The following is a 23,202-nucleotide window of genomic DNA, read 5'->3' on the forward strand; positions in this document are numbered from 1 at the left end:
ACTGATTACTGCTGTTGTTGCTGCGTGCTTTGGTTTTACGCTGGGCGCCACCGAATGGGCACAGGCCGATGCCACCCCTACGGCACCCGCCTTATCCATCAACACCAACACGGCACCCCAACAGGCGTTGGTTGCCCTTCCGGACTTTACCCCCATCATTGACCGTTATGGTCCGGCAGTGGTGAACATCAGCAGCACCACCAACAAAGTCATTCACCAGCAGAACAATCCGTTTCCGCCAAACTCTCCTTTTTACCAGTTTTTTCAGCACTTCGGCGCACCCGGACAAGCCGGACCCAGCCATCAGCAGCACGAAAAAATTCAATCCCTGGGTTCCGGATTTATCATCAGCCCGGATGGTTACATTGTCACCGCCGGTCACGTAGTACGGGGTGCCAATCATATTGTCGTCACCCTGACCAATCATCATGCCTATCCAGCCAAACTGATTGGACTTTCAGTACGCTACGACACCGCCTTGCTGAAAATTGATGCCAAGGACCTTCCCACAGCCCCTATCGGCAATTCTGACCATCTGAAAGTCGGCCAGTGGTTGCTGGCTGTAGGTGCGCCCTTTGGTTTTTACAATACCGTCACCCAGGGGGTGGTCAGCGCCATGAACCGGCCGTTGCCTGATGACGAATACATCCCTTTCATCCAGAGCGACGTGCCGATCAACCCCGGTAACTCCGGTGGTCCGCTCTTTAACATGAAGGGCCAGGTAATCGGCATCAATGATCAGATTTATACCAACAGCGGCGGATACATGGGCTTGTCTTTCTCCATCCCCATCAATACCGTCATGCGCGTAGTGCAGGACTTCAAGGATCATAAACCCATTCAGTTCGGGTACCTGGGTGTCGAAGTGCAGGATGTCACGCCGCAAATGGCGCAAGCCCTGCATCTTCAGGAACCGGTAGGCGCCCTCGTGGCTTCGGTGATGCCGGGCAGCCCCGCTGCCAAGGCTGGCATCCAGCCCGGTGATGTCATTGTGACCTATGACAGCAAACCGGTTTACAACGTCGGCCAACTGCCGCCCATGGTCGGCAACACGGTTCCCGGCACCCATGCCAGCGTGGGCATCCTTCATCATGGCGTCGCGGAAACCAAAAATGTCCTGGTCACCGCCCTGCCGAAAAACATGGACGAGCAGCCCAGCAGTACCCAACCGGCAGCGCCTGCAAAGACCCTGAAAATCAGTCGGATGGATATTCATGTTCAAAATCTGACCCCAGACATTGAAAAACAGCTGGATGTTCACCATGGCGTCGTGGTGGTGGGCGTCAGTGAAGGCCCTGCCGCCGAGGCGGGACTGATGCCCGGAATGATCATTCAGCAGATCAATCAGCAGGATGTCCAAAATGTCAGCGAGTTGGCGCACATTGTCGCCGGGTTACCAAAAGACCAACCCATTCCCATGTTGGTCCGTCAGGGTAAAGCCAGCATCTATGTGGTCATTACCCTGGCAAAGAAATAACCCGTTCTTTGCATAAAAGTTGCCGCAGTCTCTTGGGACTGCGGTTTTTATTTGGGCGCTACAGAACATTGCGCTCGACAATTACTTCAGAATAGGGATCGCCCATAGCCACACAAGCACTTTGCCGTCCCCAGAAACCTGCTTTTGAGCGGTTCACCTGATAATAAAATTCCAGGGTCAGATCGGGTTTGGCGGTAATATCAGCACTGTACAGCAGGTTCATCAAGGAAGCGCCAATCCCCGTCATCAAATAATCCACTGGATGATCTGCCATGCCGAAACTACGCAGGTAACCGAGAGATTCATAGGGATACCAGGCCCTCAGCACCAGACGTTCGTTGGGCACCAGTTCATGAATCCGCCAGATACCCCAGCCGAGGGCATTAATACAGGCGACGATACCCGCCATCCAGTCCTCACGACAACGTATTTGAGGGACCACCAGCTGATACCAGGGATCCGAGCGCATAATGCCACCCATCGTATTGAAACCACAGATATGACCGGCTTCAATAAGCAGGGTATCGGCCAAATCCTTACCCTGTAATCCCGCAAATTTTTCCTTGTAATAAAACAGGGCGGGATATTCATACCACAGCATTTCATCGAGCAGAGGATGCGTCGCCAGAGCATTAACTAACGCCTCTTCGAAGCGAAAAGATACCAAATTATAATAGTCCGCATAATGACGCGTCAGACAAACGCCAAATTCCCGTATCAAACCATGCTCATCGCCCTGAAGCGGCATGCCACTGACTGCCGCGATAATACTCGCTTCATCCACATGCAGGCCAATAGTGCGATCGGGAATATCCGCCGCTTCTGAAGGCAATCGTACCTCCGCAATGGCCTGAGTACCCACAATATTTCCGTCCGGATTGGCAATATGGGTTTGACTCATCCATAGTTCTGTTTGTTCGTCCCCACGGCTGAGGGACTGATCACCAAGGCGATTTCCCAAATGACCGGCAAATGGCATCTCATAAACCGCTGATAAGGCACCAATAGCAAATCCCAGGTCAAAGTGTTCTCCTGCCCAGCGTCTTTTCCCATAATTCAGACGTAGAGCAAAACCATAATGAGAATGCTTTTCGATAATCTGAAAAGCATTTTCCGGATTTTCCGGCAGGTGAAAAGATGCCAGGGGCAAATCACCGAATCCACAAAATCGGTAAACAGCTTCTGCATAGGCCAGCCGATCTTCCACTGACCAGTCCGGACAGGATTGAAAATGTTGCTGCAACTGCCGGAAGCTGACCTCAGCCGCTGATTGCTTGAGAATAGGATCACGCTGAATGTAGTGGCAATCTTCGACCACCAACTGCAAAAAGCGATTGTAATGATTACAGTGAAAAATCACTGGTTCATTATCAATGGTGACTATGCCAGTCTTAGGATCGCGCTGCGTAAATATGCTGGGAAGCTGATTCATGTTTTGCCACGCTCATTGATTAGGGTACGTATTCTGAAGATAGTCGAAACGCGTCAAGCTGCAAGTCCAGCCGGTTCAGTAACCGATGAATGATCCTACGCGCGGGGATGATGCTTTTCATGCAAGGCCTTGAGGCGGGCCTGGGCGACATGGGTGTAAATTTCGGTAGTGCCCAGATTCGCATGCCCCAGCATCAACTGAACGCTCCGCAAATCAGCGCCATGATTCAGCAGATGCGTGGCAAAAGCATGGCGCAAACTATGGGGTGAAACCGCCTGTTCAATATCGGCGACTTTTGCATAGGCTTCCATATTCTGCCAGAAACGCTGACGCGTCATCGCCGCCCCGCGAGCTGTCACAAATACGGCTGCAGAAATACGCGCACCCAGAATCCGGGGACGGGCATTTTGCAAATAAGCCGCTATTCGCTCAGCCGCCATTTCCCCCATGGGCACGAGCCGTTCCTTACGGCCTTTGCCAAAAACCATGACCAGATCCGCGCTCAAATCCAGTTGCCGCATTTCCAGATTGACCAGTTCTGAAACCCGCAAGCCGCAGGCATACATCAACTCCAGCATCGCCGCGTCGCGCAACCCCAGCGGCCGGGTCTGATCAGGCGCGGCCAGGAGGGCTTCAATTTGTGTTTCACTCAGCACATGGGGCAAATAGCGGGCAAGACGAGGACTTTGCAAGTTCTGGCTGGGGTTGTGGGTTACCCAGCCCTCACGCAGCGCATAACCATAAAAACGGCGGATGCTGGATAGCAACCGGGCTACCGAACGCATTGCCGCGCCGGATTGCAGTTTTTGTCCGAGAATACGCATCAACATCCCTGCATCCGCACTCAGTAAATGCGCGTCCTGCTCTGCAAGAGCCGAGGAAAGCTGAAGCAGATCCTGCCGATAAGCAGCCAAGGTATTTTCACCCAGATTTTTTTCGAGCCAAAGCGCATCCAGAAAAGCATCTATGCGCTGACGATCTTCAGATGGGGGTGATGCCATCGTCATGAGGCTGATTACTTAATCGAAATAAAAACGCAATACGACCAAAGGGTGAATCCATGCCAAGGGTCCTCCTGTGACCTGTCCGGCACGCTGCGCGGTTCGCCAGATCGACCAGAAACCCGTGGGATTCCCTTGGGCTACCGCCCGTTCAGCCAATTGTAACCACCAATCAGCGGACGTTCCGGAAGCGGCGGCATAAAGCGCCCCTTGCCAGGTAAAATGCGCGGGGACTGGTTCGGACAGCGCCCGCTCCCGATAAGCAGCCAGGGTACTGAAATCCGGCCAATCCTCACGGCGCTGCCAACCGGCAAAGCCAAAAGTGGAGGCGGCAGCACTGAACAACACCTTACGTGCCTGGCGCAAACTGCGATGGGGCAAGGTCAGCAGGGTTCCCAGCCAAACATACAAACGCATCAGCGCCTGGGGATCATGACGATGACCACCCTCAATAATCATCAGGGTCACCGTCAGAAACAACTGACGAATGGCATCCAGAGGCTGATCCCCCAAAGCCCGAATCCGCCCCATGAAGGCTGGCAGATCGCGCTCCCGCAGGGCATGCAGCAACGGCTTATCCACTTCAGGATCGCGGCTCGCACGCCCTTCCGGTACGACCACCGCAACACCGGATGCCTGCTGCCAATGGCTCTGCAGCAGAGCCAAAGCCCCCAAAGCAAAAGGCCGGGCAGGCAGCCCGGCCGCTGCGTCATGCCATTCACCAAACAGAATGCTACGGAGGCCCTGGGCATGGCTGTCATCTGCCAGCCGCTGGGCCAGGCGATTCAGCACCACACGCCGGGCATTTTCGTCATCGGCCATGCTCTGCAGCAAAGGCACCAGATGCTCCAGATCGGCTTCTTCCACCGCCTTGGACAGCAGATCGACTTCCATATCCAGCGGCATTGGCTCACTGGCTTCCAGCTTGAGCAACTCCGGCAAAGGGGCGGCAGTCAATAACGCGCGTTTTTCTTCCTGGATACCTAGCGCAGCGGCCAACAGTTCGACAGGAAGCTGCCCAGCTGCGGCCCAGATGGACTGGCTATCCACCACCACCTGCAAAGCCTCCGTATTGCCTGCTGCACTCCACCAATACGGCAGGATGTCCTCCTGCCAGGCCGAATGGAGCAGCAACTTCCGGGCGGGGTCGGCCCACAGAGCCGACCGCCCATCAACAGACGCAGAACGCCAGCGTTCAAGGATTTCCCTGGACGCTGGCGTCATGATCAGATTATCCAAAGCGAACCCGGCCTTCGCCAGGAAGCGCAGCAGAAATCATCAGCCCAGTTTTTCTTTGATGCGGGCAGCCTTACCAGACAGGTTACGCAGGTAGTAAAGCTTGGCACGACGCACATCACCGCGACGCTTGACTTCTACCTTGGTCACCAGCGGTGAATAAGAGGGGAAAACGCGTTCCACACCCTCACCATTGGAGATTTTCCGCACCGTGAAGGCAGAATGCAGGCCACGATTGCGACGGGCAATGCAGATTCCTTCAAAAATCTGGATACGTTCGCGGTCACCTTCCTTCACCTTGACATGCACGGCAACGGTATCGCCTGCGCCAAAAGCCGGAAGTTCCGACTGAATCTGTTCTTTGTTGATTTCATCAATGATGTTCACAGCCCTGCTCCTTCGCCTAGTATTACTGCACTTCGCCGTCCTGACGGCGATAATCATCCAATAACTTCTGCTCACGCGCACTCAAAACGCGCTGCGCCAACAAATCCGGACGCCGCTCAGCCGTACGCCCCAAAGACTGTTGCAAGCGCCAACTACGAATCCGGGCATGATTTCCCGAAAGCAAAACTTCCGGAACCTTTACTCCCCCCACCACTTCCGGGCGCGTAAAATGTGAACAATCCAACAAGCCGTTATCCGCAAAGCTATCTTCGGCTGCCGAGTCCGCATGTCCCAACAAACCCGGTAACTGCCGGGCTACCGCTTCAATCAATACCAAGGCAGGCAACTCTCCACCTGCCAGCACATAATCGCCTATGGACCATTCCGCATCCACCGCCGCGAGCACCCGCTCGTCAATACCTTCATAGCGGCCTGCCAGCAAAATCAACCCTTTTGCACCAGCAAAGCCCTGCACGGCGTCCTGCTGCAGGCGCTGCCCCTGGGGGGACAGGTAAATCACCGGTGCTCCCGGATTTGCTTCGCGTGCCGCAGCAATGGCTGCCAACAACGGGGGCGCCATCATCAACATTCCCGGACCACCACCAAAGGGCCGATCATCCACGCGGCGATAAGCATTATCGCTAAAATCGCGAGGGTTCCAGGCATGTATCTGTATCAGCCCACGCGCCTGGGCCCGCCCCAGCACCCCCTCGCGCAGATAACCGTGAATCAGCTCCGGAAAAATAGTGATGACATCAAAACGCATCACCAGTCCGCTTGCCAGTCCACGGTGATCAGTCCGGCACTCTGGTCCACCCCAGCTGCACTTGCATCTGACCAGGGAATCAGCAATTCCCCACCTTTTTCATCGTCCAGTACCATAACGTCATTCGCACCGGTTTCCAGAAAGGCCTTCACCTTTCCCAAAAGCAGGCCTTCCTGATTCAGCACCCGCATGCCAATCAAATCACGCCAGTAAAATTCACCGGGCTCCAGGTCCGGCAAATACGCCCGCGCAATTCTTATCTCCTGACCAATGAGGGCACGGGCCTGTTCCCGGTCACTGACTTCCGCCAGCTTGGCAACCACGCCCTCACCCTGCATACGTCCTTCTTCAAGCACATAAGGCCGTAGTTCAGAACCCAAAAACCAGGGTGAGTAGTCGAGAATGGCATCACGCAGATCCGTAAAAGAGAACACTTTTACCATTCCACGCACACCGTAGATGCCGGAAATTTTTCCTAGCACCACCCATTCTTCAGACTCAGGCGGCAGCGACACCCGTCTTACTCACGCCTTCTTTCTTGAAAAAGCCGGCTACTGTATCGGAAGGCTGCGCGCCCTGGCTTAACCAGTAAGCTGCACGCTCTTTGTCGATGCGCAATTCGGCTGTAGCTCCAATGGGATTGTAAAAACCCAGGCGCTCAATGAAACGGCCATCGCGCCGGTTACGACTATCCGTCACCACGATGTGATAAAAAGGCCGCTTTTTGGCGCCGCCCCGGGCCATACGAATAACTACCATGTGTTCTCCTTAACCATGTCCTCTCCCACTGGACGGGAGAAAGGCGCGTATCGTAACTAAAAACAAGCTCTAACGGAAGGGTAAACCGCCCTTTAACATCGATTTGGGATTCATCCCCAATAAACGGCTGAGTCCGCGCCCCCCTTTCCCCATTTTTTTGAACATTTTCTGCATCATCTCAAACTGCTTGAGCAGTTTGTTGACCTCAGTCACGGTCGTTCCGGCTCCGGCAGCGATGCGACGCCGACGCGAAGCCTTGATGATTTCCGGATGCCGACGTTCGCCGGGCGTCATGGAATTGATAATAGCCTCCAGACGACGCATGGGTTTACCGTCCTGCATGGCCGCCTGTGCCTCAGCGGGGAGCTCGCCCATACCCGGCAATTTATCCATAATGCTCGACATGCCCCCCATTTTTTCCAGCTGCCGGAGTTGCTGGCGAAAATCTTCCAGGTCAAACCCTTTTCCGCTGCGCAGCTTCTCGGTCATTTTCTGCGCTTGTTCAACATCCACATCCTGTTGGACCTGCTCAACCAGACTGACAATATCGCCCATACCCAAAATACGCGAAGCCAGTCGATCCGGATAAAAAGGTTCCAGACCCTTGCGGATTTTTTCGCCAATACCCATAAACTTGATGGGCTTGCCGGTAATGGCCCGCACCGACAAGGCGGCCCCACCACGCGCGTCACCGTCAGCCTTGGTCAAAATGACGCCGGTCAGCGGCAAGGCATCATTAAAAGCCTTGGCCGTATTGACGGCATCCTGACCCGTCATGGCGTCCACCACAAACAGCAACTCCACTGGCTGAACGGCACTGGTCAAAGCCTGAGCTTCCGCCATCATGGCGTCATCCACATGCAGGCGTCCGGCAGTATCGACAATCAACACATCAAATACCCCACGCTGCGCTGCCTCTAACGCATCTTTGGCAATCTGTACTGGCTGCTGATCTGGACGGGACGGGAATACTTCTACCTCAATATCCTTGCCCAGATGCGCCAACTGCTCCATGGCAGCGGGCCGGTAGACGTCGGTACTCACCATCATGACCCGCTTTTTTTCTCTGTCCTTCAACCACAAGGCGAGCTTGGCACTGGTCGTGGTTTTACCGGAACCCTGCAACCCGGCTAAAAGTATCACTGCCGGAGGACGGGCACTCAAATCCAGCCGGTCGTTGTGCTCGCCCATAAGCTTGACCAGTTCATCATTGACAATTTTGATAAACACCTGCCCCGGAGACAGGCTTTTAACCACTTCCTCCCCCAGCGCCGATTCGCGCACCTTGTTGATGAAGTCTTTCACCACCGGCAGCGCCACATCGGCTTCCAGCAAGGCCAAACGCACTTCACGCAGGGCGTCACGAATATTGTCCTCGCTCAAACGCCCCTGGCCGCGCAGGTTTTTAAAAGTCTGGGTGAGTTTTTGGGTCAGATTGTCAAACATGGGTCCCCCTCATATCAGGGGTGGATTTTGGACTGTATGGCTCAGTCGTGCAATGGCGGGCGCCATTCAAGCTGTTGGCCGGGTTCAACTCCATAACAACGAATGCCGCCTGCGGCTACTTCCAGGGTCATTACTGCAGTGCGGCAAAATCGCCAGCGCCAGGCGGGCAGATCGCTGTGACAAGCAGTAACCCGCTTGTTCTGGTCCAAAAAAATTACGTCAATAGGGAACGCCATGCCTATGCTGTGAATACTACCTACATGCATCAACAGCAATCCTGCGTCTGCATTGAGATGACTCTTCCCCAACAGCCCACGCAGACGATCTCCAAAATGGCTGGCGCAAGACACTTCTGCCCATAAAATGTCTTCTCCCCGAGAGATACAACCTACTGGCATCAATATCCACCCTCCTGTAAAAATTTCATGTAAATCACAAAAGCCAGCATCAGGAAGGTAATCGGAAAAATAAAAACCACCAGCGGCGCCAAAAGCTTGACTGGTGCTTCAAGAGCCAATTTTTCCGCCCGCAAAAAACGTTCTTCCCGTCGCTGTTCTGCTTGAGCACGCAATACTGGCCCCAGATCTCCGCCACGCTCCTCTGATTGAACCAGCGCACTGACCAGGCTGCGTACTTCCGTCAACGATACGCGCTCTCCAAAGCGTCGAAACACGTCCATTTTTGCCGTACCGGATCGCAATTCTCGAATCATGATCGCGAACTCGTTGCGCAGTGGTCCTGCGGGGCCCTTATCAACGGCCACCTGAATCGCACTGGTTAAATTAAGCCCTCCCTCGATCATCAGGGTGATGAAATCCAGGTAAACCGGTAACTCTTTTAGAATAAGACGCCCACGCCGCTTGGCTTGTTCAACCAACCAGATGTCAGGATAAAAGCTCGCAAACAACATGGTCAAAAATAACAGCCAGATATTGAATAACCCTGAAACCCGATATAACAACACGCAAAAAATCAAGGGTACCGTCGTACTCAGAACCTTCAGTGCAATAAACTCTCTGGCACTCAGCAAGTAGTGCATACCCGCTCTTTGTAACCGTTGATGTACCGGTAACAGCAAACGATCGGGAATGAAAACAACCAATGTTGAACGAACAAATTGAACTATGGGCCAAAGCAGCCTCAACCCTTTGGGTAAAGGATCCATGTAATCCCTGGGCGAGGGCTCCATCTGGCGTGCCAGATAACCCAATCCATAAATTGCAACAGCAATAGACAACCCTATCAGCGCGGCAAGTAACCATATTGGTAGATTTGTCATACTTCAATGCTCACAATTTTCCGTATCCAAAAATAACCCAAAAACTCACAAAGAATGGCAACGGCCAATACTGCCCATCCCTGGTTCGTACTAAATAATGCACCCATAGCTTGCGGTTCGATTTGCAAGAGGGCCAAAATAATCAATGCAGGAAGCGCCGTCATGACTATTCCTTGAAGACGGCCCTGCGCAGTCAATGCTTTTATTTTCTGTTCCATCATCAGTCGCTTGCGAATAGTTTCTCCCAGTCGAGCCACCGTATCGGCAAGGCTGCCTCCAACTTCCCGACTAATTCGCAATGCGGAAGCGACCAATTGTACATCCGGGCTAGGTATGCGTTCAGCCAAATGGTCAATTGCTTCTTCAAAAGCAGCTCCAAGACGCTGTTCTCGCACCACCAAGCCCAACTCCTGACTGATGGGCGGACTGAGATCACGAGATAGCCCCTCCATAGCCTGTTGCAAATTAGCACCAGCACGCAGCCCACTGGCCAACATCATCAGCGCATCAGGCAACTGCGCATGCAGCCGGTCCAGACGTCGCTTCTGCAGCCAACGCATAATCAGGCGCGGCAGAAGCAGGATCAAAAAGGCAGCCCCGGCAGCGACCACAACTGACCCCGACGCCCACCACGTCAGAATAGGCAGAACAACCAGCAACATCAGATTCAATTTCCAGAGCAACACGGGGTCCGCAAAAATGAAAAGACTTTTCAACCCCATTTGACTGTCGCGCGCGAAGCGGCTCTGTCCTCTATACAGAAGCTGACGGGCAGCAAATGATAGCAGCAGAGTCAGGCCCAGAACGGCCATAAAGACCAGAAAAGCAAATGCTTCATGTCGCAACAGGTCTCTCCCACTCAAACAAGCAGCTCAGACAAAAAGTAAAACAATACACATTATAATCAGCATTACATTTTCAGCCATAACCCACAGCTGCTTTACAGGATCATTTAATCATAAGATAAAAATTCTAAAAAGATGTTCAATAATCATAATATATATATTATAACTACTTGTTTTTTATTTATATATAAACTGATAAACAAAAATTTTAAAATCATGAAAGCAGTCATTATCCATTTTATATATGCTATTGACATCATGAAAAATAACAGTATTATTTTCTGAAAATATTATAGATATATCAACTTCCATAATGGAGGGAGCGAACGATGTGGTTAAAACTATTGGCCCAGACAAAACTTCAGGGCGCAGATGCAACACTTTTGAACAACAATTTGCAGCTATCCCCAACACAGATGGCCCAATATTGGCGTGATATAGGCTGGCTGCGCCAGATAAAAACCTACCGTATTCATCGACAAAGCAAGAGCTGGCAAACACATTGCTGGTGGCGCTACCCTGCCGGACGCTGGCCCAGCCCACCTCGGGAACTGATCGTTCGGGCTCAAAGGGAAGCCACGGGGAACACCCCAACTCCGCACACAGTCATGACATCGCTGGAAATCGCGTCAAGCTTCATCTGCAATGACGCTCCCATGCAGATCGTACTGTTTCATCTTGACACCCAAAGAATACTAAATTCTGCAGAAATGCAAAAAATTCAAGCAGGTCTAACCCTCCTGCACAGCAAATTAGAAATAGAATACCCTTTTCATCCTGAACTAAGCCCGACAGATTTACGTATTGCACAATTACTGGTTAACGGTATTGGTCAAAGCCAAATTGCACTGCAACTTGGACAGAGTGAAAGCACCATACGCTCCCGGATAGCCGCACTATGCCGCCGTCATGGGGTGCCAAACAGGCGCATGCTCCTCGCGCGCCTTCTAAGGACCATTGGCAGTAAAAAACGAATCGCCACGCCGTCTTTCGGGACCACTTCTGACCGGAGTGAACAGCATGCGTAACACTTTTAATATTTTCTTTTTTCTGACGATATCTTTAGCAGGATCAACATCTACCCTTGCAGAAAGTGGTCAAGATCTTCCCTTTCTGGGGCGATACCCCGGAAGCGTAGTAGATAATTATCGCAGCACTCATTACGATGAAATGACAATTCCCCTGGGACCATTAGGTAAAAATGCTCTGACCCGTTCTGAAACACTGGAGGGCCAAATCACCTATATCAAATATCAGGTTCCCAGAGATCGCTCGCCACTGGAAGTGATCCGCAACTATCAACAAGCTTTGCAGCATGCAGGGTTCCACATTTTGTGGCAGTGCGCCAATCACAATTGCAGAACCAATGGAGATGCAGCCATCAATACATCTCTCTGGCGAAACGCGCCGACAGGCTATACAGGAGGCGTTGAAAATTTTCTTTTTGATGACGGGCGCATGCTAACAGCAGAACATCGAGCTACTGATGGAGTACGAACTTTAGTTTTCATCAACGACAACACTCTGTTCGGTCACTCCCAGGATGCTTCAGTATATGCAATACAGACGCAGCCTATGCAAAACGGGATGGTGCCCAGTTCGTCCGACCCTCTGACTAGCGAAAACATGCTCTACGCACTGAATGACAAAGGGCAATTTTCCTTGCATTTACCTTTTGATTTCAATCGCTCAACCCTCAGGACAGATGCCCAACCCTCCTTGAAGGCATTGAGTGATCTGCTAAAGAAGCATCCACAGTTACATGTACGAATTGAGGGGCACACAGATCAGGTAGGCTCAGAAAGCCACAACCAAAAGTTGTCCGTCACTCGGGCGGTGGCTGTTAAAAATGCCTTAATTGCCGAAGGCATAGATCCCCAGCGCCTTGAAACAACAGGCTATGGATCAAGCAGACCCTTGGTTAGCAACGATACTGAGGCAAATCGGGCTATCAACAGACGCGTAGAAATTATTAAATTGGCGTAACCGTAACTTGTTTTTATCGCACCGGGCAGGATCCTTTCGCAGGCCGGGAATCCTTATCTCGTTCGCAGTCATCAGCCACATCCAGAGGATGCGAGCTTGCGAATCGGCCCGTAAGTCGCACTCATGCTATTACACTAGCCCCTCACGCAACGTTATCTCTCCACCATAACTTATCGCTTCAACCGTCGTTTTAATCTGGCCACGTTACCAATGAGTTTGCTTCGCTCTGCTGTCAACACCGGACCAAGACCCGAGCACTGGCTCCGCTCAGCGGAATCATCGTGCTAATCAGGAAAGTATATAAAATTACTATTTGTCATAAATTTAACAAAAAATAACAACATATTAAACAATAAAAAAATATTTATACATAAAACATTAATCATTATTAAAATAATAAATTATCAGCCATAATTATAAAAAATTATTTATTCAATGTTTCCAAATAATTAAAAAATAAAATGCGTGATTATTGACCATATTGTTCATGTTTTTATGGCGTGCTTAAATAATATTACACCGATCAATTAACCGACCTTTATGGAGGATTTATGAAACATTATTTATCCACGTCAAATCAGCAAAAAGAGTACGGTCAAGGAATGACAGAATATCTCATCATCGTTGCACTCATCGCCATAACTGGAATTGCAGTATTTTCCTATTTTGGACAGACGTTACGCCATCAAATGGCGGGTATTTCCCAGGAACTATCTGGTAAAAGTGGAGGAACCGAAATCACTGCAGCGCAGGGCACTGCAGGGCAAGCAACAGGCAATGCTGCCATTCAGAAGAATATGAGCGATTACAAATCCGACTTAGGCAAATAATTATTTTAATTTAGAATTTTTCATTCATTCCAATTCAGAAATAATTTCATACGCACCTTCCCGGATCATCAACTTCATATAAATATGGAATTTATTATGCGTTCAACGTCTATAAATATGATATTTACTGCGAAAAATATCGCAGAATCCGGGCAGGCAGCGTTGTTTTCTGTTGCTTTAATTCCAGCCATACTGTTAGCAGGGTTGTTTGTTTTTAATACTGGGCAGCAAACAGCTGTCAAACTTAAAACGCAAAATGCGGCTGACGCGGCAGCATTTTCAGCCATGCAAATGGAAGCGCGAGAACTAAATTTTATTGCTTACACCAATCGCGCTATGGTGGCAAATCAAGTAGCTATTGGTCAAACCATCAGTCTTGTTTCCTGGGGAAGATACATAAATAGTCTGGGCGTTAATATCCGGAATGTTGGAAATTTGGCCCAGATCATTCCAGGTGTAGGCTCGATCATAGCCACCATTACCAATGCCATTGCACAAAGCACCAACGTGCTGAATCAAAGCATCGAAACTGCAAGCAGCGTCTTGCTACCCGCACTGGATTTAGCCGATTCGGCTTTGAGTGGTTCGCAAGAAGCCTACCACATTGCTAACGGTGTTTTCGATCCAGGAGGAGGCAACAATCATCCTGGTGGAGCAATGACAGCCGTTGCTGAACAGGTTGTTAAACTGAATGATGCCAACGGTCAACTAAACACCATTATTATGGCTACCAACCTCAGCAGTTATTTCAAAAATCGTGGAGACCTCCTTCAACGTTGGGGCGGTGACAAAGAGCAAGCTCAAAACCGCATGGCCTCCATGATCAATGCCTCACGAGATGGTTTTACATCCACTCGGAATCATCTGCCTACACCTCTTCTCCCTGTTAAATCCGGAAATCTGTACGTTACCGGCTGGGAATTTCGTCGCTCTGGAGGCTCGGAGATTGCCAAAACTACAGAAGGAAAGTTTGTTTGGTCCGGTATGGACACATTGTCATTACATGTTTGGACCAGAAAAGGGATATTGTTTGGTGGCAAAAAATGGATTGAAATTCCATTAGGTTATGGAGCATCACAAACCGGTAATGGCAGTAATTTCTCCTATCCTGGTCGATATCTGGAAAAAAGATCTACTCCCCAAACCGTTTTTCCATCTGAAGAACGTACAGTCAACTTACCAGCCTATCAGGATTCCCGTTCGCAAAATGCTCAAGGATCCAATATTGCTGCTTTCAAAAATCCCGGAGAGCAAGATAGCACAGCGGCATCCATGCGTTCGGTCGGCGGCGATGCAACACGCTTTTCTGCTGGTGGAATCAGTCGCTACTGGGATTTTAATCGGAGTAGCCCACAACTTAAGGACGCGAATGGAGATCCAGCTGAAGTAATGCCTTCTTATGTTGTAGTTGTGGAGCATGGTCGCCAAAACGTACGGGACGCCAGCAACGCTTTGGGCATCAAGCATTCAGCTCAGGAAAAAACAAATATTTCACTGGCACAGGACAATCCAGGCAAGCACATACGCTCCATGGCCAAAGCTCAAGCATTTTTCCGCCGCCCTGCATCATTATGGCAACGCGCTGATGCCTATGACGAGCGCGCCAATCTTTTCAGCCCGTTCTGGGAAGCACGACTAGTGGATTTGAATGCACGCGAAAGATCGCTGTATGCGACTTTGCTTGGCTTGCAATAAACATGATGCTTCCCATGCTGAAAAAAAACCATGCTGAAAAAAAATTATTTGAGGATAGCTCACATAGTCCAGAACGAGGGCAGTCACTCACCGAATTCGTCGTGCTTGCGGCTTTTGCAATAATTCCTCTATTTTTCCTTGTCATTTACACCGGCAAATGGAGCTTTACGCAATTGCGAAGTATCGAGGCAGCGCGCTATGTAGCTTGGGAGAGAATAGTGTGGAGAAAGTCTCCTCCTCCAGGGCGGGAATGGTCCGCCATCAAAAATGACAGTGAGCTAAGAAACGAGGCCGCAATACGTTTTTTTGGTCCTCACAGTATAGGGCTCGGATCTATCAACCCGGGCAATGGTAATACCGTAAACCCAATACTAACCCGACATGATGGTCAGCCATTACTCCGCAATTTGGCGGACATAAGCATTTCGACGCATGAGGAAAACATCGCCGATGGCGTGTCTATGAAATTTTTGGGAACGCTCATGAAAATCTCCAAAATCCCCTTGCAGATGACAGGGTCCACAGTGGCAAACATCAGTGTGCCACTAAGAGGTTTACCCTCTTACGTCTACCTGCCAGGCCGCACCTTCTCAGATGGTCTGCGCTTTAACGCGCAAGCAGCGGTTTTGACGGACGCATGGACCGCTAATGGTCCTGAAGAAGAAGTCAGAATCGTTAAAACTCTCCTGCCCAGCGCCTATCTCGACAATGGTCTGATCAACACCGTAAAGACCATGGGGGGGTTGCTGTTTCCTGAACTCAATCAGCTGGGCTACGGGCATGTGGATCCAGAAGTTCAGTATGGAGATCGCCTGCAACCTTATCCTGGAGATGGAAAGTCATGAGAAAAAATCAACTCCTTCTTCTCTGTATGTTCTGTCTGGGTAACACAGACGTTTGGGCGGGAGAAAATCCCCTCTTACTACCAACACCTGAAAATACTGTGACAGAGCCTTTAGCGGGCCGCCTCAAAATCAATGGCGTGGATATTCATGCTACACAATTTCATGTCAGTGCGGAGGAAGAGCGACTGCGTTCCCATTTTGTCGAAGCCTGCGCCCAACTAAGAGGATCATATACCGAAAATAATCTTCGTGGTGAGCATATCCAGGGTTGTATAACTCCTCCTTATTCGCTCACCAGCCAGTGGCATATGGAAGGGAATACTGCCTACGGGACACTCTCCAGCCTACGCATGGACCAAAAGACAGAGCGCGATCCTCTGCCAGATGATTTACCTCTCCCTGCGAATGCCGAGATATTGCAGGACGTTGATAGTCACGATCATGGGATACACGGACGAGTTTTGCATATACATGTGAACATGCCTGCATCTGATTTGCGTACGCTCCTGGAAAAAGCACTTCTGGCACGACAATGGCGTGGAAGCCCGGCAATGCAGGGGCAGACATCCGTTATTTCCATGAATAAGGACAACCGCCACCTGGATATGATTATTAGTGCCGATGGAGTTGGTGAAAGTCGTGTCGTTGTTGTACTGGATCAACGGTAGAAACAGACGATGAATGAACAAGGTCAGTCCAGCATCGAGTATGCCATCGTCGCCATTTTTGCACTCGGCTTACTGTTTGTGGGTACACCCAGTCCCATCGTACAACTGATGGATGCATTGCGGAAATTTTCCAGCGATTTTTCCTGGGCTGCAGCTATCGCCACTCTGCCTTTTTGAGGATAATTCGTGTCGACTCAAAACATCCCTGAACCATCCGCCATCCCCCCATTACTGCAAAAGAAAAAGCGTGCCCTAAGTGGCTGGATCATTTTGGCATTTGCTATCACAGCGGGTTTTGCCGCAGCAGTGCTTGCTATTCACACGCTGGATGCTCAGGAAACTGCGCTGAAAAAACGCCTTCTAAGTGAATTAACTCCCAAGAAGGAAAGCACCGTATCAGTAGTTGTCCCAATAGAAAATTTACCCGCTGGTACTGTCCTTACCTTAGCCAAGGTAGCACGGCGTGTCATCCCGGCCGACAATGCTCCTGCAGGCGCAGTTCTGGATACTGATTTCGATAAAATCGCATTGAAAAGACTGCTCTTTCAGGCAGAAAGAGGAAAGCCAATTACACTGTCGATGATCAATGCGACAGAGAGTCCAGCGGACGTTCTTGATGACCAACACGTTGCATTGACCATTTCGGTAAATTCCGAGAACTCCCTGGATAAAATGCTGCGGCCAGGAGATCGCATCGACTTATTGTGGATCACTTCGTCAAGCATCTCTCATAACGCCGCCCTGAATAGCCTACAAACAATAAGTTCCACATCAGAAGGTTCGCTGGTGCGATTTTTAGGCCAAAATTTAAAAATAATCGCCACCGGAAGAGAACTTTCTCCCAACAATATTGACAATTCTTCACAGGGTTACAACACCATTACTCTTGAAGTTACGCCTCTGCAAGCACAAAAAATTTTGGTTGCGCAAAAAAGCGGGGAAATCAGAATGGATTTACGTGGTAATGAAAAAAATGCAGCATGGCCAAAGCGTAGTGTATCCTTGCATGACATCATTGGCTATCCACCTATTCCTCCCGCAGGAGTGGAATATATAGCGGGTGGTACAACCTCGAATGGCCCAGCGGACATCACTCAAATATCCACTGCGGGACAGAAAGATGATGGTGCGCTCAAATCTAACCCATCGTTTGAAGAGCACCACAATCAGGAGCACAGCGTCCCTCCTGCTGAACAAAAAATCCAATATTTACCGTTTTCCTATATTCCTCCTTTACCTCAGTCATGACAGGAAATAGCCTCTGATGAAACCCGTTACCAATATTTTGACTGCGGCCATCTTATGTATATCAACATGGTCCGTAGCCACAGCAGATCCTTTTCTTAATCAAGCAGAAAACATTTCGATGTATTCTGGTCAGGTCAAAATCATTCCGACCAGCACGATCAGAAGAGTCGCGGTTGGTAACGGTAAAATTTTGAGCGTGACACTTGTAGATAACAAGGAATTATTGCTCCTTGCAGAGGGTACTGGAGAAACCAATCTGCATTTATGGTACAAAAACGGAACAGAAAGTGCTGCTCGGGTAGTAATCGCTCCCAAAGATATTGGACATGCGGCGGACGAAATTTCAAGCTTGCTGACTGCCAGCCCCAACACTCAGGTCAGGATTGTCGGCGACAAAATCATCATAGATGGAAAAAACCTTTCTGAAGAAACTCTGAATCGCATTGAAAAACTTAAAGCAGTTTACCCCAACGTGGTAAATCTCGCCGAAAAAGAACCCCTGCGAATGGAAAAAGTTGTTCTTCTGGACGTGCGAATACTTAAGATGAAAACAGATTTTTTCCGCAGTCTCGGGGTCAATTGGAATCAATCCATGGCCGGCCCACAAGCTGGAATTGTGGGTGATTTTACTTCTAACTCCTATTTCCGCATGGGAGTTCCAACCAGTAATGGTACAGGTGGGCCTTTAGCGAACTTCTCATTTCCTAATTCCGGAATAACTGATTTACCGCTGAAAGTGGCCCCATTTGCAAGTAACTTTGGCATCATAGCTTCCGTGGCTTCACGCATTAATTATGCGCTACAAAATGGTGAAGCCTATGAGATTGCCAATCCCAAATTAAGCGCTAAAAGCGGCAGCAAGGAACCCGCTGAATTTCTGGCTGGCGGACAAATACCCATTCCACTAGCCATAGGCTTTGGTCAGACATCAGTGATTTTTAAGGACTTCGGAATTCGACTGAAATTTTCACCCGTTGCCGATGATCGCCATAATGTAGGTCTGAAAATATTTACGGAAGTGAGCAACATTGACCCTTCACTGACAGTTGGCGGTGTGCCAGGATTTTTTACCAATCGCAGTCAAACGGAAATCAACCTGAAAGATGGTGAAACACTGGTAATGTCAGGATTGGTGGATCACAACCTTGCCAAAAATAGTAGCAAAATTCCCGGGTTGGGAAACATACCAATTATTGGTTACCTTTTTAAGTCCGATGATTTCAGGGATAACGAATCCGAATTAGTTTTTCTAGTTACCCCCACCGTAATCACAGCAGATTCACGCGAAAATATTGATGCTGCCTCTCAGGCCAAATATCTCGAAAATATGTACCAACACAGCTCAAATAAAGGACTTATTCGTTAGGAGAGAAGACCATGTTTCTGATCCGCGCATCACATCCCAAAACAGGAACCCAAATTATTGCACCCAGGGATGGGGTATGTCTCATGGGAAAGGCTGAGTATGCTCAATTACGTCTGGAAGGCTGGAACATTGGCAAGGAACATGCACGCGCTTACTTCGAGCAGGGCGGAGTGTATGTTGAAGGGCTCAGCAATTTCGCCACGATCATGGTCAATGGTGAACGCATGCGCGCCTATGGGCCAGTGGGTGCACAAGACGAAGTTGTTATCGCCGGATATTGTCTGCAGATACTGCCCCGCTTTGACGACGAAATCTTAGAAGTCGACAAAGACAATTCCGCAACAGCTCTTTTAAGTAATAAAATACCTTGTTCCATTGATATTCCATCCACTGCTGAACCATTTCTTACTCCTCCACAGTTAACAACCAAGGCCTTGGACATCTCCAAAACTGAGCAGATAGCTCGTCCTGTATACGACGCACACTGGCTCAGCATGGTTCGGGAAGTACATGAATCAGTCCGTAGCCAGATGGATTTACGCCGCATTGATCTCAGCACGCTTTCCACAGAAGAACTGCGCCGCATGGTGGGTGAACTGGTGCGCGAAATCGTCTGGCGCATGAATCCATCAGCGGACATTGATCGACAACGGCTTGCCAAAGAAGTGCTGGATGAAGCCATTGGGCTGGGTCCACTGGAAGATTTTCTGGCTGATGAAAGCATTACCGAAATCATGGTAAACCGCTTTGACGAAATATTTATTGAAAGGCAAGGAAAGCTACTGGCAGCGCCCGCCCTGTTCAGTAGTGAAATAGCCGTTCGTCATATTATTGATCGAATTGTTGCGCCTATTGGTAGACGCATTGATGAAAGCTCACCGTTGGTGGACGCGCGCCTTGCCGATGGCTCCCGTGTCAATGCTGTCATCCCGCCTTTATCCCTCAAAGGTGCCTGCATCACCATCCGCAAATTTTCCAAAAAACGTCTGCAGATGGAGAACATGATGGCTTATGAATCCATCGCACCCGATATGGCGCAATTTGTTCAGGTTTGTGTCCAGCAGCGTAAGAACATGATTATTTCCGGAGGGACAGGATCGGGTAAAACCACCCTGCTGAACGTACTCTCCAACTATATTCCCGACCACGAGCGCATTGTCACCATTGAAGATGCTGCAGAATTGCGTCTCTACCAGCCAAACCTCGTTTCTCTTGAAGCCCGACCTGCCAATATGGAAGGAAAAGGACAAATACCCATTCGGGAACTGGTACGTAATGCCCTGCGTATGCGGCCCGATCGCATCGTTGTTGGTGAATGTCGCGGTGGTGAAGCACTGGACATGCTGCAAGCCATGAATACAGGGCATGATGGCTCCCTTACTACAGCTCACGCCAACAGCCCCCGCGATATGCTCTCCCGTCTGGAAGTCATGGTACTGATGGCAGGCATGGATCTACCACTCACCGCTATCCGGGAACAAATTGCTTCAGCAGTAGATGTCATCCTGCAAATCACCCGTTTCTCCTGCGGCTCTCGCAAGGTCACCAGCATCTGCGAGGTAACCGGGACCGAGAGCGGAACCATCCAGCTGCAAGAGTTATTCACTTTCAAACAACAGGGTTACGACAGTGAAGGCGGGGTGCGTGGTGCATTCAGGGCGACCGGAGCTATACCAGAATTTTATGAAGTAATGCGCGAGCGGGGATTACCCATTGATCTCGGAATTTTCCAGACACCTGAACCGCAACGTGGGTCGGGAGCAGAACATTATGTTGCCTAGTTTTTATTTGTTTGATCGGACGGGTCCCACAGTAGTCGAGCAGACTGTCGCTATACCCCTTAGCGAAAGGGGGGTCAGTGCCGTAGAGTTTGCCATCACCCTGCCAACTCTACTGCTGGCCCTGCTCGGCACTTTTCAAGGAGCTCTTTTTTATCAGGCTCGCGCTCAATTTGAAGTGGCCACTCAGGAGGCTGTGCGCGCAGGAACGCTGCACGGTGCGAACACTGAAGCAATCCGTGAAGCCCTGGCCCGTGGTCTGACTCCGCTGTATACCCACGGTCAAAATCTGGAAGCTCTGGCCAGAGGCTACGCCGCCGCCAAAACCGCTGCAGCACAAGCCAATATCCAAATACTCAGCCCCACTCGAGAAGCCTTTGACGATTTTGCTGAACTGACCCGTGACGGGTCCGGGGCTCCGGTCCATGCGATTCCTGTAGATCATCTTGCTTACCGGCAGACACGAACCGGCGTCAACAGCAAAATGTCCATACAGGATGCGACTCTTCTGAAAGTACAAATTACTACTGTACAGCCGCTCGTTATACCCTTCATTGATCAACTTGGGCGTGGCCTCTATGCCTTGAAACAGGAAATGGGCTTACCCAGCATTTTTGGTCTGAAGTTAAGTCCGGTAATGGGTATTAATGGCCAAATGGGCTGGGGAATCCCTTTGCAGACAGACACGGTGATGCGCATGCAAAGCCCTGTGCTTGTGGCGGGGCTACCTAGTCAAAACCAGCTTGTGCAACACCCAGAGGCGGAAAGTGTACCCGGTTCCACCCCAACTCCTTCGAACATGGAGCCACTTCCCACTTCTCCCAGCGATCTCGCCACTATTTCTGACGATAAAGCGCCGGTGCCCGATCACATTTGTAATGCAGGTGCCTGATGCCACGCATCATTCACGGAGAAAGCATGTTGAATCCATCCATTAGGTTTGTTCAAAAATGCCTACAGCCCTGCCTGCTTTTAACCTGCATAATCACAGTAGATGCACGAGCGAGTCAGTACCTTTCTTTCCGTCAGTGAAGGTGGTGTCTGGGTAGAAGGCTTACCCAAAAGTCACGAGCAGGTTTCACTGGAATTATTCAGGCAATGATTGCGCTGAGTACACCTGCACAGCCAACTGCAAATCCTCCCAGGCCTTGCGCTTTTCCAAAGGACTGCGGAGTAAATAGGCCGGGTGGTAGGTAACGATCAATGGAATATTCTGGTACTGATGGGTTTGCCCGCGTAACTGGCCGATGGGTGTCGTGACCTGCAGCAGACTCTGGGCGGCAAAGCGCCCCAGGGCAACAATAATACGGGGCTGGAGCAGAGCAATCTGACGCTGCAAAAAAGGCAGGCAGGACTGTACCTCTGGACCCAAAGGATCACGATTGTTGGGGGGACGGCATTTGAGCACATTGGCAATATAGACATCCTGTTGCCGGGTCAGGTCCATGGCTTTCAGCATGTTATCCAGCAACTGCCCGCCGCGACCGACAAAAGCTTCGCCACGCCGGTCTTCTTCGGCGCCGGGGGCTTCTCCCACAAAAAGCCAGGAACCACGGGGGTTACCAGCTCCGAAAACCGCGTGCTGGCGGGTTTCGCCCAATGAACAAGCCCGACAGTTATTCACCATGATTTGCAGATCACGCCAATCACTCGCGCTGACCTGCTGCAGTCTTTGCGGTTCGCCAGATTCGGCGGGTGTAGGCAGCTCAGATAATGACGACACCGCTTCCGGTTCAGTCTGGATTTTTTGCTGCGGTTCCGGGGTTACCGGCTGCGGTACGCCCACTGCTTTGGGTCGGGCACTGAGAATACCTGCGGCTGCGCGCAAGGTACTGATACCCTCTGGGGCTTCCAGAGAGTTTGCTATGGATTCCGGGATTTTTGGCTCGGCGGCTGCTTGCGCCGGGGCAGAAACTGCTTGGTTTTTTAAGGGGGGCAGAACGGGGCTCTCCCCTGGCACCGCCAAACCCAGGAGTTTCAGAAACTGCCGCTGCTCTATAGTAAAAATCTCTGACATCGCCTTATGCTAAGGGTCGGACGCTGTGCTGGCAAATATAATTTGCGGCCCATGTAACACAAGCATATTCCACTTCATGATGATAATCAGTATGATAAAAAACCAGCATCATACAATCACGCAACATCAAATAGCTGGACC

Annotated in this window: 24 protein-coding genes and 1 pseudogene; 13 read left to right on the forward strand and 12 right to left on the reverse strand. The window is 50.3% G+C overall.

The window, feature by feature from the left end; genetic code table 11:
* Window position 1 precedes the first annotated feature (1 nt).
* Complete coding sequence (locus tag HAP95_RS05730) at window positions 2–1,477, forward strand: Do family serine endopeptidase (protein ID WP_226832593.1); 1,476 nt, start codon at window positions 2–4, stop codon at window positions 1,475–1,477.
* A gap of 58 nt (window positions 1,478–1,535) precedes the next feature.
* Here the strand turns inward: HAP95_RS05730 and HAP95_RS05735 are convergent, their stop codons facing one another.
* The 11 genes from HAP95_RS05735 to HAP95_RS05785 all read right to left on the reverse strand — a co-directional run bounded on the left by HAP95_RS05735 (window position 1,536) and on the right by HAP95_RS05785 (window position 10,628).
* On the reverse strand, window positions 1,536–2,909 hold the full coding sequence (locus HAP95_RS05735; RefSeq protein WP_215883344.1) for a hypothetical protein: 1,374 nt from the start codon (window positions 2,907–2,909) through the stop codon (window positions 1,536–1,538).
* A gap of 95 nt (window positions 2,910–3,004) precedes the next feature.
* The gene (gene xerD / locus HAP95_RS05740; RefSeq protein WP_215883345.1) at window positions 3,005–3,916 is read right to left on the reverse strand and encodes a site-specific tyrosine recombinase XerD; all 912 of its coding nucleotides are present in this window, start codon (window positions 3,914–3,916) and stop codon (window positions 3,005–3,007) included.
* 12 nt (window positions 3,917–3,928) lie between these two features.
* On the reverse strand, window positions 3,929–5,134 hold the full coding sequence (locus tag HAP95_RS05745; RefSeq protein ID WP_215883346.1) for a hypothetical protein: 1,206 nt from the start codon (window positions 5,132–5,134) through the stop codon (window positions 3,929–3,931).
* A gap of 54 nt (window positions 5,135–5,188) precedes the next feature.
* Window positions 5,189–5,533, reverse strand: a complete 345-nt coding sequence (gene rplS / locus HAP95_RS05750; RefSeq protein ID WP_215883347.1) for a 50S ribosomal protein L19 — start codon at window positions 5,531–5,533, stop codon at window positions 5,189–5,191.
* 22 nt (window positions 5,534–5,555) lie between these two features.
* Window positions 5,556–6,299 (reverse strand): tRNA (guanosine(37)-N1)-methyltransferase TrmD, encoded by a 744-nt coding sequence (gene trmD / locus HAP95_RS05755; protein ID WP_215883348.1) that lies wholly within the window; start codon window positions 6,297–6,299, stop codon window positions 5,556–5,558.
* Complete coding sequence (gene rimM, locus HAP95_RS05760) at window positions 6,299–6,814, reverse strand: ribosome maturation factor RimM (protein ID WP_215883349.1); 516 nt, start codon at window positions 6,812–6,814, stop codon at window positions 6,299–6,301. The genes trmD and rimM overlap by 1 nt, the downstream gene beginning before the upstream one ends.
* Window positions 6,798–7,058 (reverse strand): 30S ribosomal protein S16, encoded by a 261-nt coding sequence (gene rpsP, locus HAP95_RS05765; RefSeq protein ID WP_010637598.1) that lies wholly within the window; start codon window positions 7,056–7,058, stop codon window positions 6,798–6,800. The genes rimM and rpsP overlap by 17 nt, the downstream gene beginning before the upstream one ends.
* A 69-nt stretch (window positions 7,059–7,127) precedes the next feature.
* Complete coding sequence (gene ffh / locus HAP95_RS05770) at window positions 7,128–8,504, reverse strand: signal recognition particle protein (RefSeq protein WP_215883350.1); 1,377 nt, start codon at window positions 8,502–8,504, stop codon at window positions 7,128–7,130.
* Between the two features lie 41 nt (window positions 8,505–8,545).
* On the reverse strand, window positions 8,546–8,902 hold the full coding sequence (locus HAP95_RS05775) for a DUF192 domain-containing protein (RefSeq protein WP_215883351.1): 357 nt from the start codon (window positions 8,900–8,902) through the stop codon (window positions 8,546–8,548).
* Complete coding sequence (locus tag HAP95_RS05780; protein WP_215883352.1) at window positions 8,902–9,783, reverse strand: type II secretion system F family protein; 882 nt, start codon at window positions 9,781–9,783, stop codon at window positions 8,902–8,904. The genes HAP95_RS05775 and HAP95_RS05780 overlap by 1 nt, the downstream gene beginning before the upstream one ends.
* Window positions 9,780–10,628 (reverse strand): type II secretion system F family protein, encoded by an 849-nt coding sequence (locus HAP95_RS05785; RefSeq protein WP_215883353.1) that lies wholly within the window; start codon window positions 10,626–10,628, stop codon window positions 9,780–9,782. The genes HAP95_RS05780 and HAP95_RS05785 overlap by 4 nt, the downstream gene beginning before the upstream one ends.
* A gap of 329 nt (window positions 10,629–10,957) precedes the next feature.
* Between HAP95_RS05785 and HAP95_RS05790 the strand changes: the two genes are divergently transcribed.
* The 12 genes and pseudogenes from HAP95_RS05790 (at window position 10,958) to HAP95_RS05840 (ending at window position 21,936) form a co-directional block, all read left to right on the forward strand.
* The gene (locus tag HAP95_RS05790; protein ID WP_215883354.1) at window positions 10,958–11,656 is read left to right on the forward strand and encodes a helix-turn-helix transcriptional regulator; all 699 of its coding nucleotides are present in this window, start codon (window positions 10,958–10,960) and stop codon (window positions 11,654–11,656) included.
* On the forward strand, window positions 11,649–12,614 hold the full coding sequence (locus tag HAP95_RS05795) for an OmpA family protein (protein WP_215883355.1): 966 nt from the start codon (window positions 11,649–11,651) through the stop codon (window positions 12,612–12,614). Before HAP95_RS05790 ends, HAP95_RS05795 begins: the two co-directional genes overlap by 8 nt.
* Window positions 12,615–12,764: 150 nt before the next feature.
* A pseudogene (locus tag HAP95_RS17080) lies at window positions 12,765–12,902 on the forward strand (IS1595 family transposase); the annotation flags it as partial.
* Between the two features lie 263 nt (window positions 12,903–13,165).
* Window positions 13,166–13,444 carry a Flp family type IVb pilin gene (locus tag HAP95_RS05800; RefSeq protein ID WP_215883356.1) on the forward strand — a complete coding sequence of 93 codons (279 nt, stop codon included), beginning with the start codon at window positions 13,166–13,168 and terminating at the stop codon, window positions 13,442–13,444.
* Between the two features lie 96 nt (window positions 13,445–13,540).
* Window positions 13,541–15,139 carry a pilus assembly protein TadG-related protein gene (locus HAP95_RS05805; RefSeq protein WP_226832594.1) on the forward strand — a complete coding sequence of 533 codons (1,599 nt, stop codon included), beginning with the start codon at window positions 13,541–13,543 and terminating at the stop codon, window positions 15,137–15,139.
* Window positions 15,140–15,153: 14 nt separating this feature from the next.
* Window positions 15,154–15,984 (forward strand): hypothetical protein, encoded by an 831-nt coding sequence (locus tag HAP95_RS05810; RefSeq protein WP_226832595.1) that lies wholly within the window; start codon window positions 15,154–15,156, stop codon window positions 15,982–15,984.
* Window positions 15,985–16,082: 98 nt separating this feature from the next.
* The gene (locus tag HAP95_RS05815) at window positions 16,083–16,652 is read left to right on the forward strand and encodes a hypothetical protein (protein ID WP_368356559.1); all 570 of its coding nucleotides are present in this window, start codon (window positions 16,083–16,085) and stop codon (window positions 16,650–16,652) included.
* 9 nt (window positions 16,653–16,661) lie between these two features.
* Complete coding sequence (locus HAP95_RS05820; protein WP_215883360.1) at window positions 16,662–16,829, forward strand: hypothetical protein; 168 nt, start codon at window positions 16,662–16,664, stop codon at window positions 16,827–16,829.
* Window positions 16,830–16,838: 9 nt separating this feature from the next.
* Window positions 16,839–17,900, forward strand: coding sequence for a Flp pilus assembly protein CpaB (cpaB, locus tag HAP95_RS05825; RefSeq protein WP_215883361.1), 1,062 nt, complete (start codon window positions 16,839–16,841; stop codon window positions 17,898–17,900).
* A gap of 16 nt (window positions 17,901–17,916) precedes the next feature.
* The gene (locus HAP95_RS05830) at window positions 17,917–19,266 is read left to right on the forward strand and encodes a type II and III secretion system protein family protein (RefSeq protein ID WP_215883362.1); all 1,350 of its coding nucleotides are present in this window, start codon (window positions 17,917–17,919) and stop codon (window positions 19,264–19,266) included.
* A gap of 83 nt (window positions 19,267–19,349) precedes the next feature.
* The gene (locus tag HAP95_RS05835) at window positions 19,350–21,047 is read left to right on the forward strand and encodes a TadA family conjugal transfer-associated ATPase (protein WP_226832596.1); all 1,698 of its coding nucleotides are present in this window, start codon (window positions 19,350–19,352) and stop codon (window positions 21,045–21,047) included.
* A complete protein-coding gene (locus HAP95_RS05840) occupies window positions 21,037–21,936 on the forward strand; it encodes a TadE/TadG family type IV pilus assembly protein (protein WP_215883364.1) in 900 nt (299 codons plus the stop codon). Before HAP95_RS05835 ends, HAP95_RS05840 begins: the two co-directional genes overlap by 11 nt.
* Before the next feature lie 195 nt (window positions 21,937–22,131).
* On the opposite strand, the gene HAP95_RS05845 is transcribed toward HAP95_RS05840, so the two are convergent.
* Window positions 22,132–23,061 carry a uracil-DNA glycosylase gene (locus HAP95_RS05845; protein WP_215883365.1) on the reverse strand — a complete coding sequence of 310 codons (930 nt, stop codon included), beginning with the start codon at window positions 23,059–23,061 and terminating at the stop codon, window positions 22,132–22,134.
* Window positions 23,062–23,202 lie beyond the last annotated feature (141 nt).

Source organism: Acidithiobacillus sulfurivorans, from assembly GCF_018853815.1.
Lineage (GTDB): Bacteria > Pseudomonadota > Gammaproteobacteria > Acidithiobacillales > Acidithiobacillaceae > Acidithiobacillus > Acidithiobacillus sulfurivorans.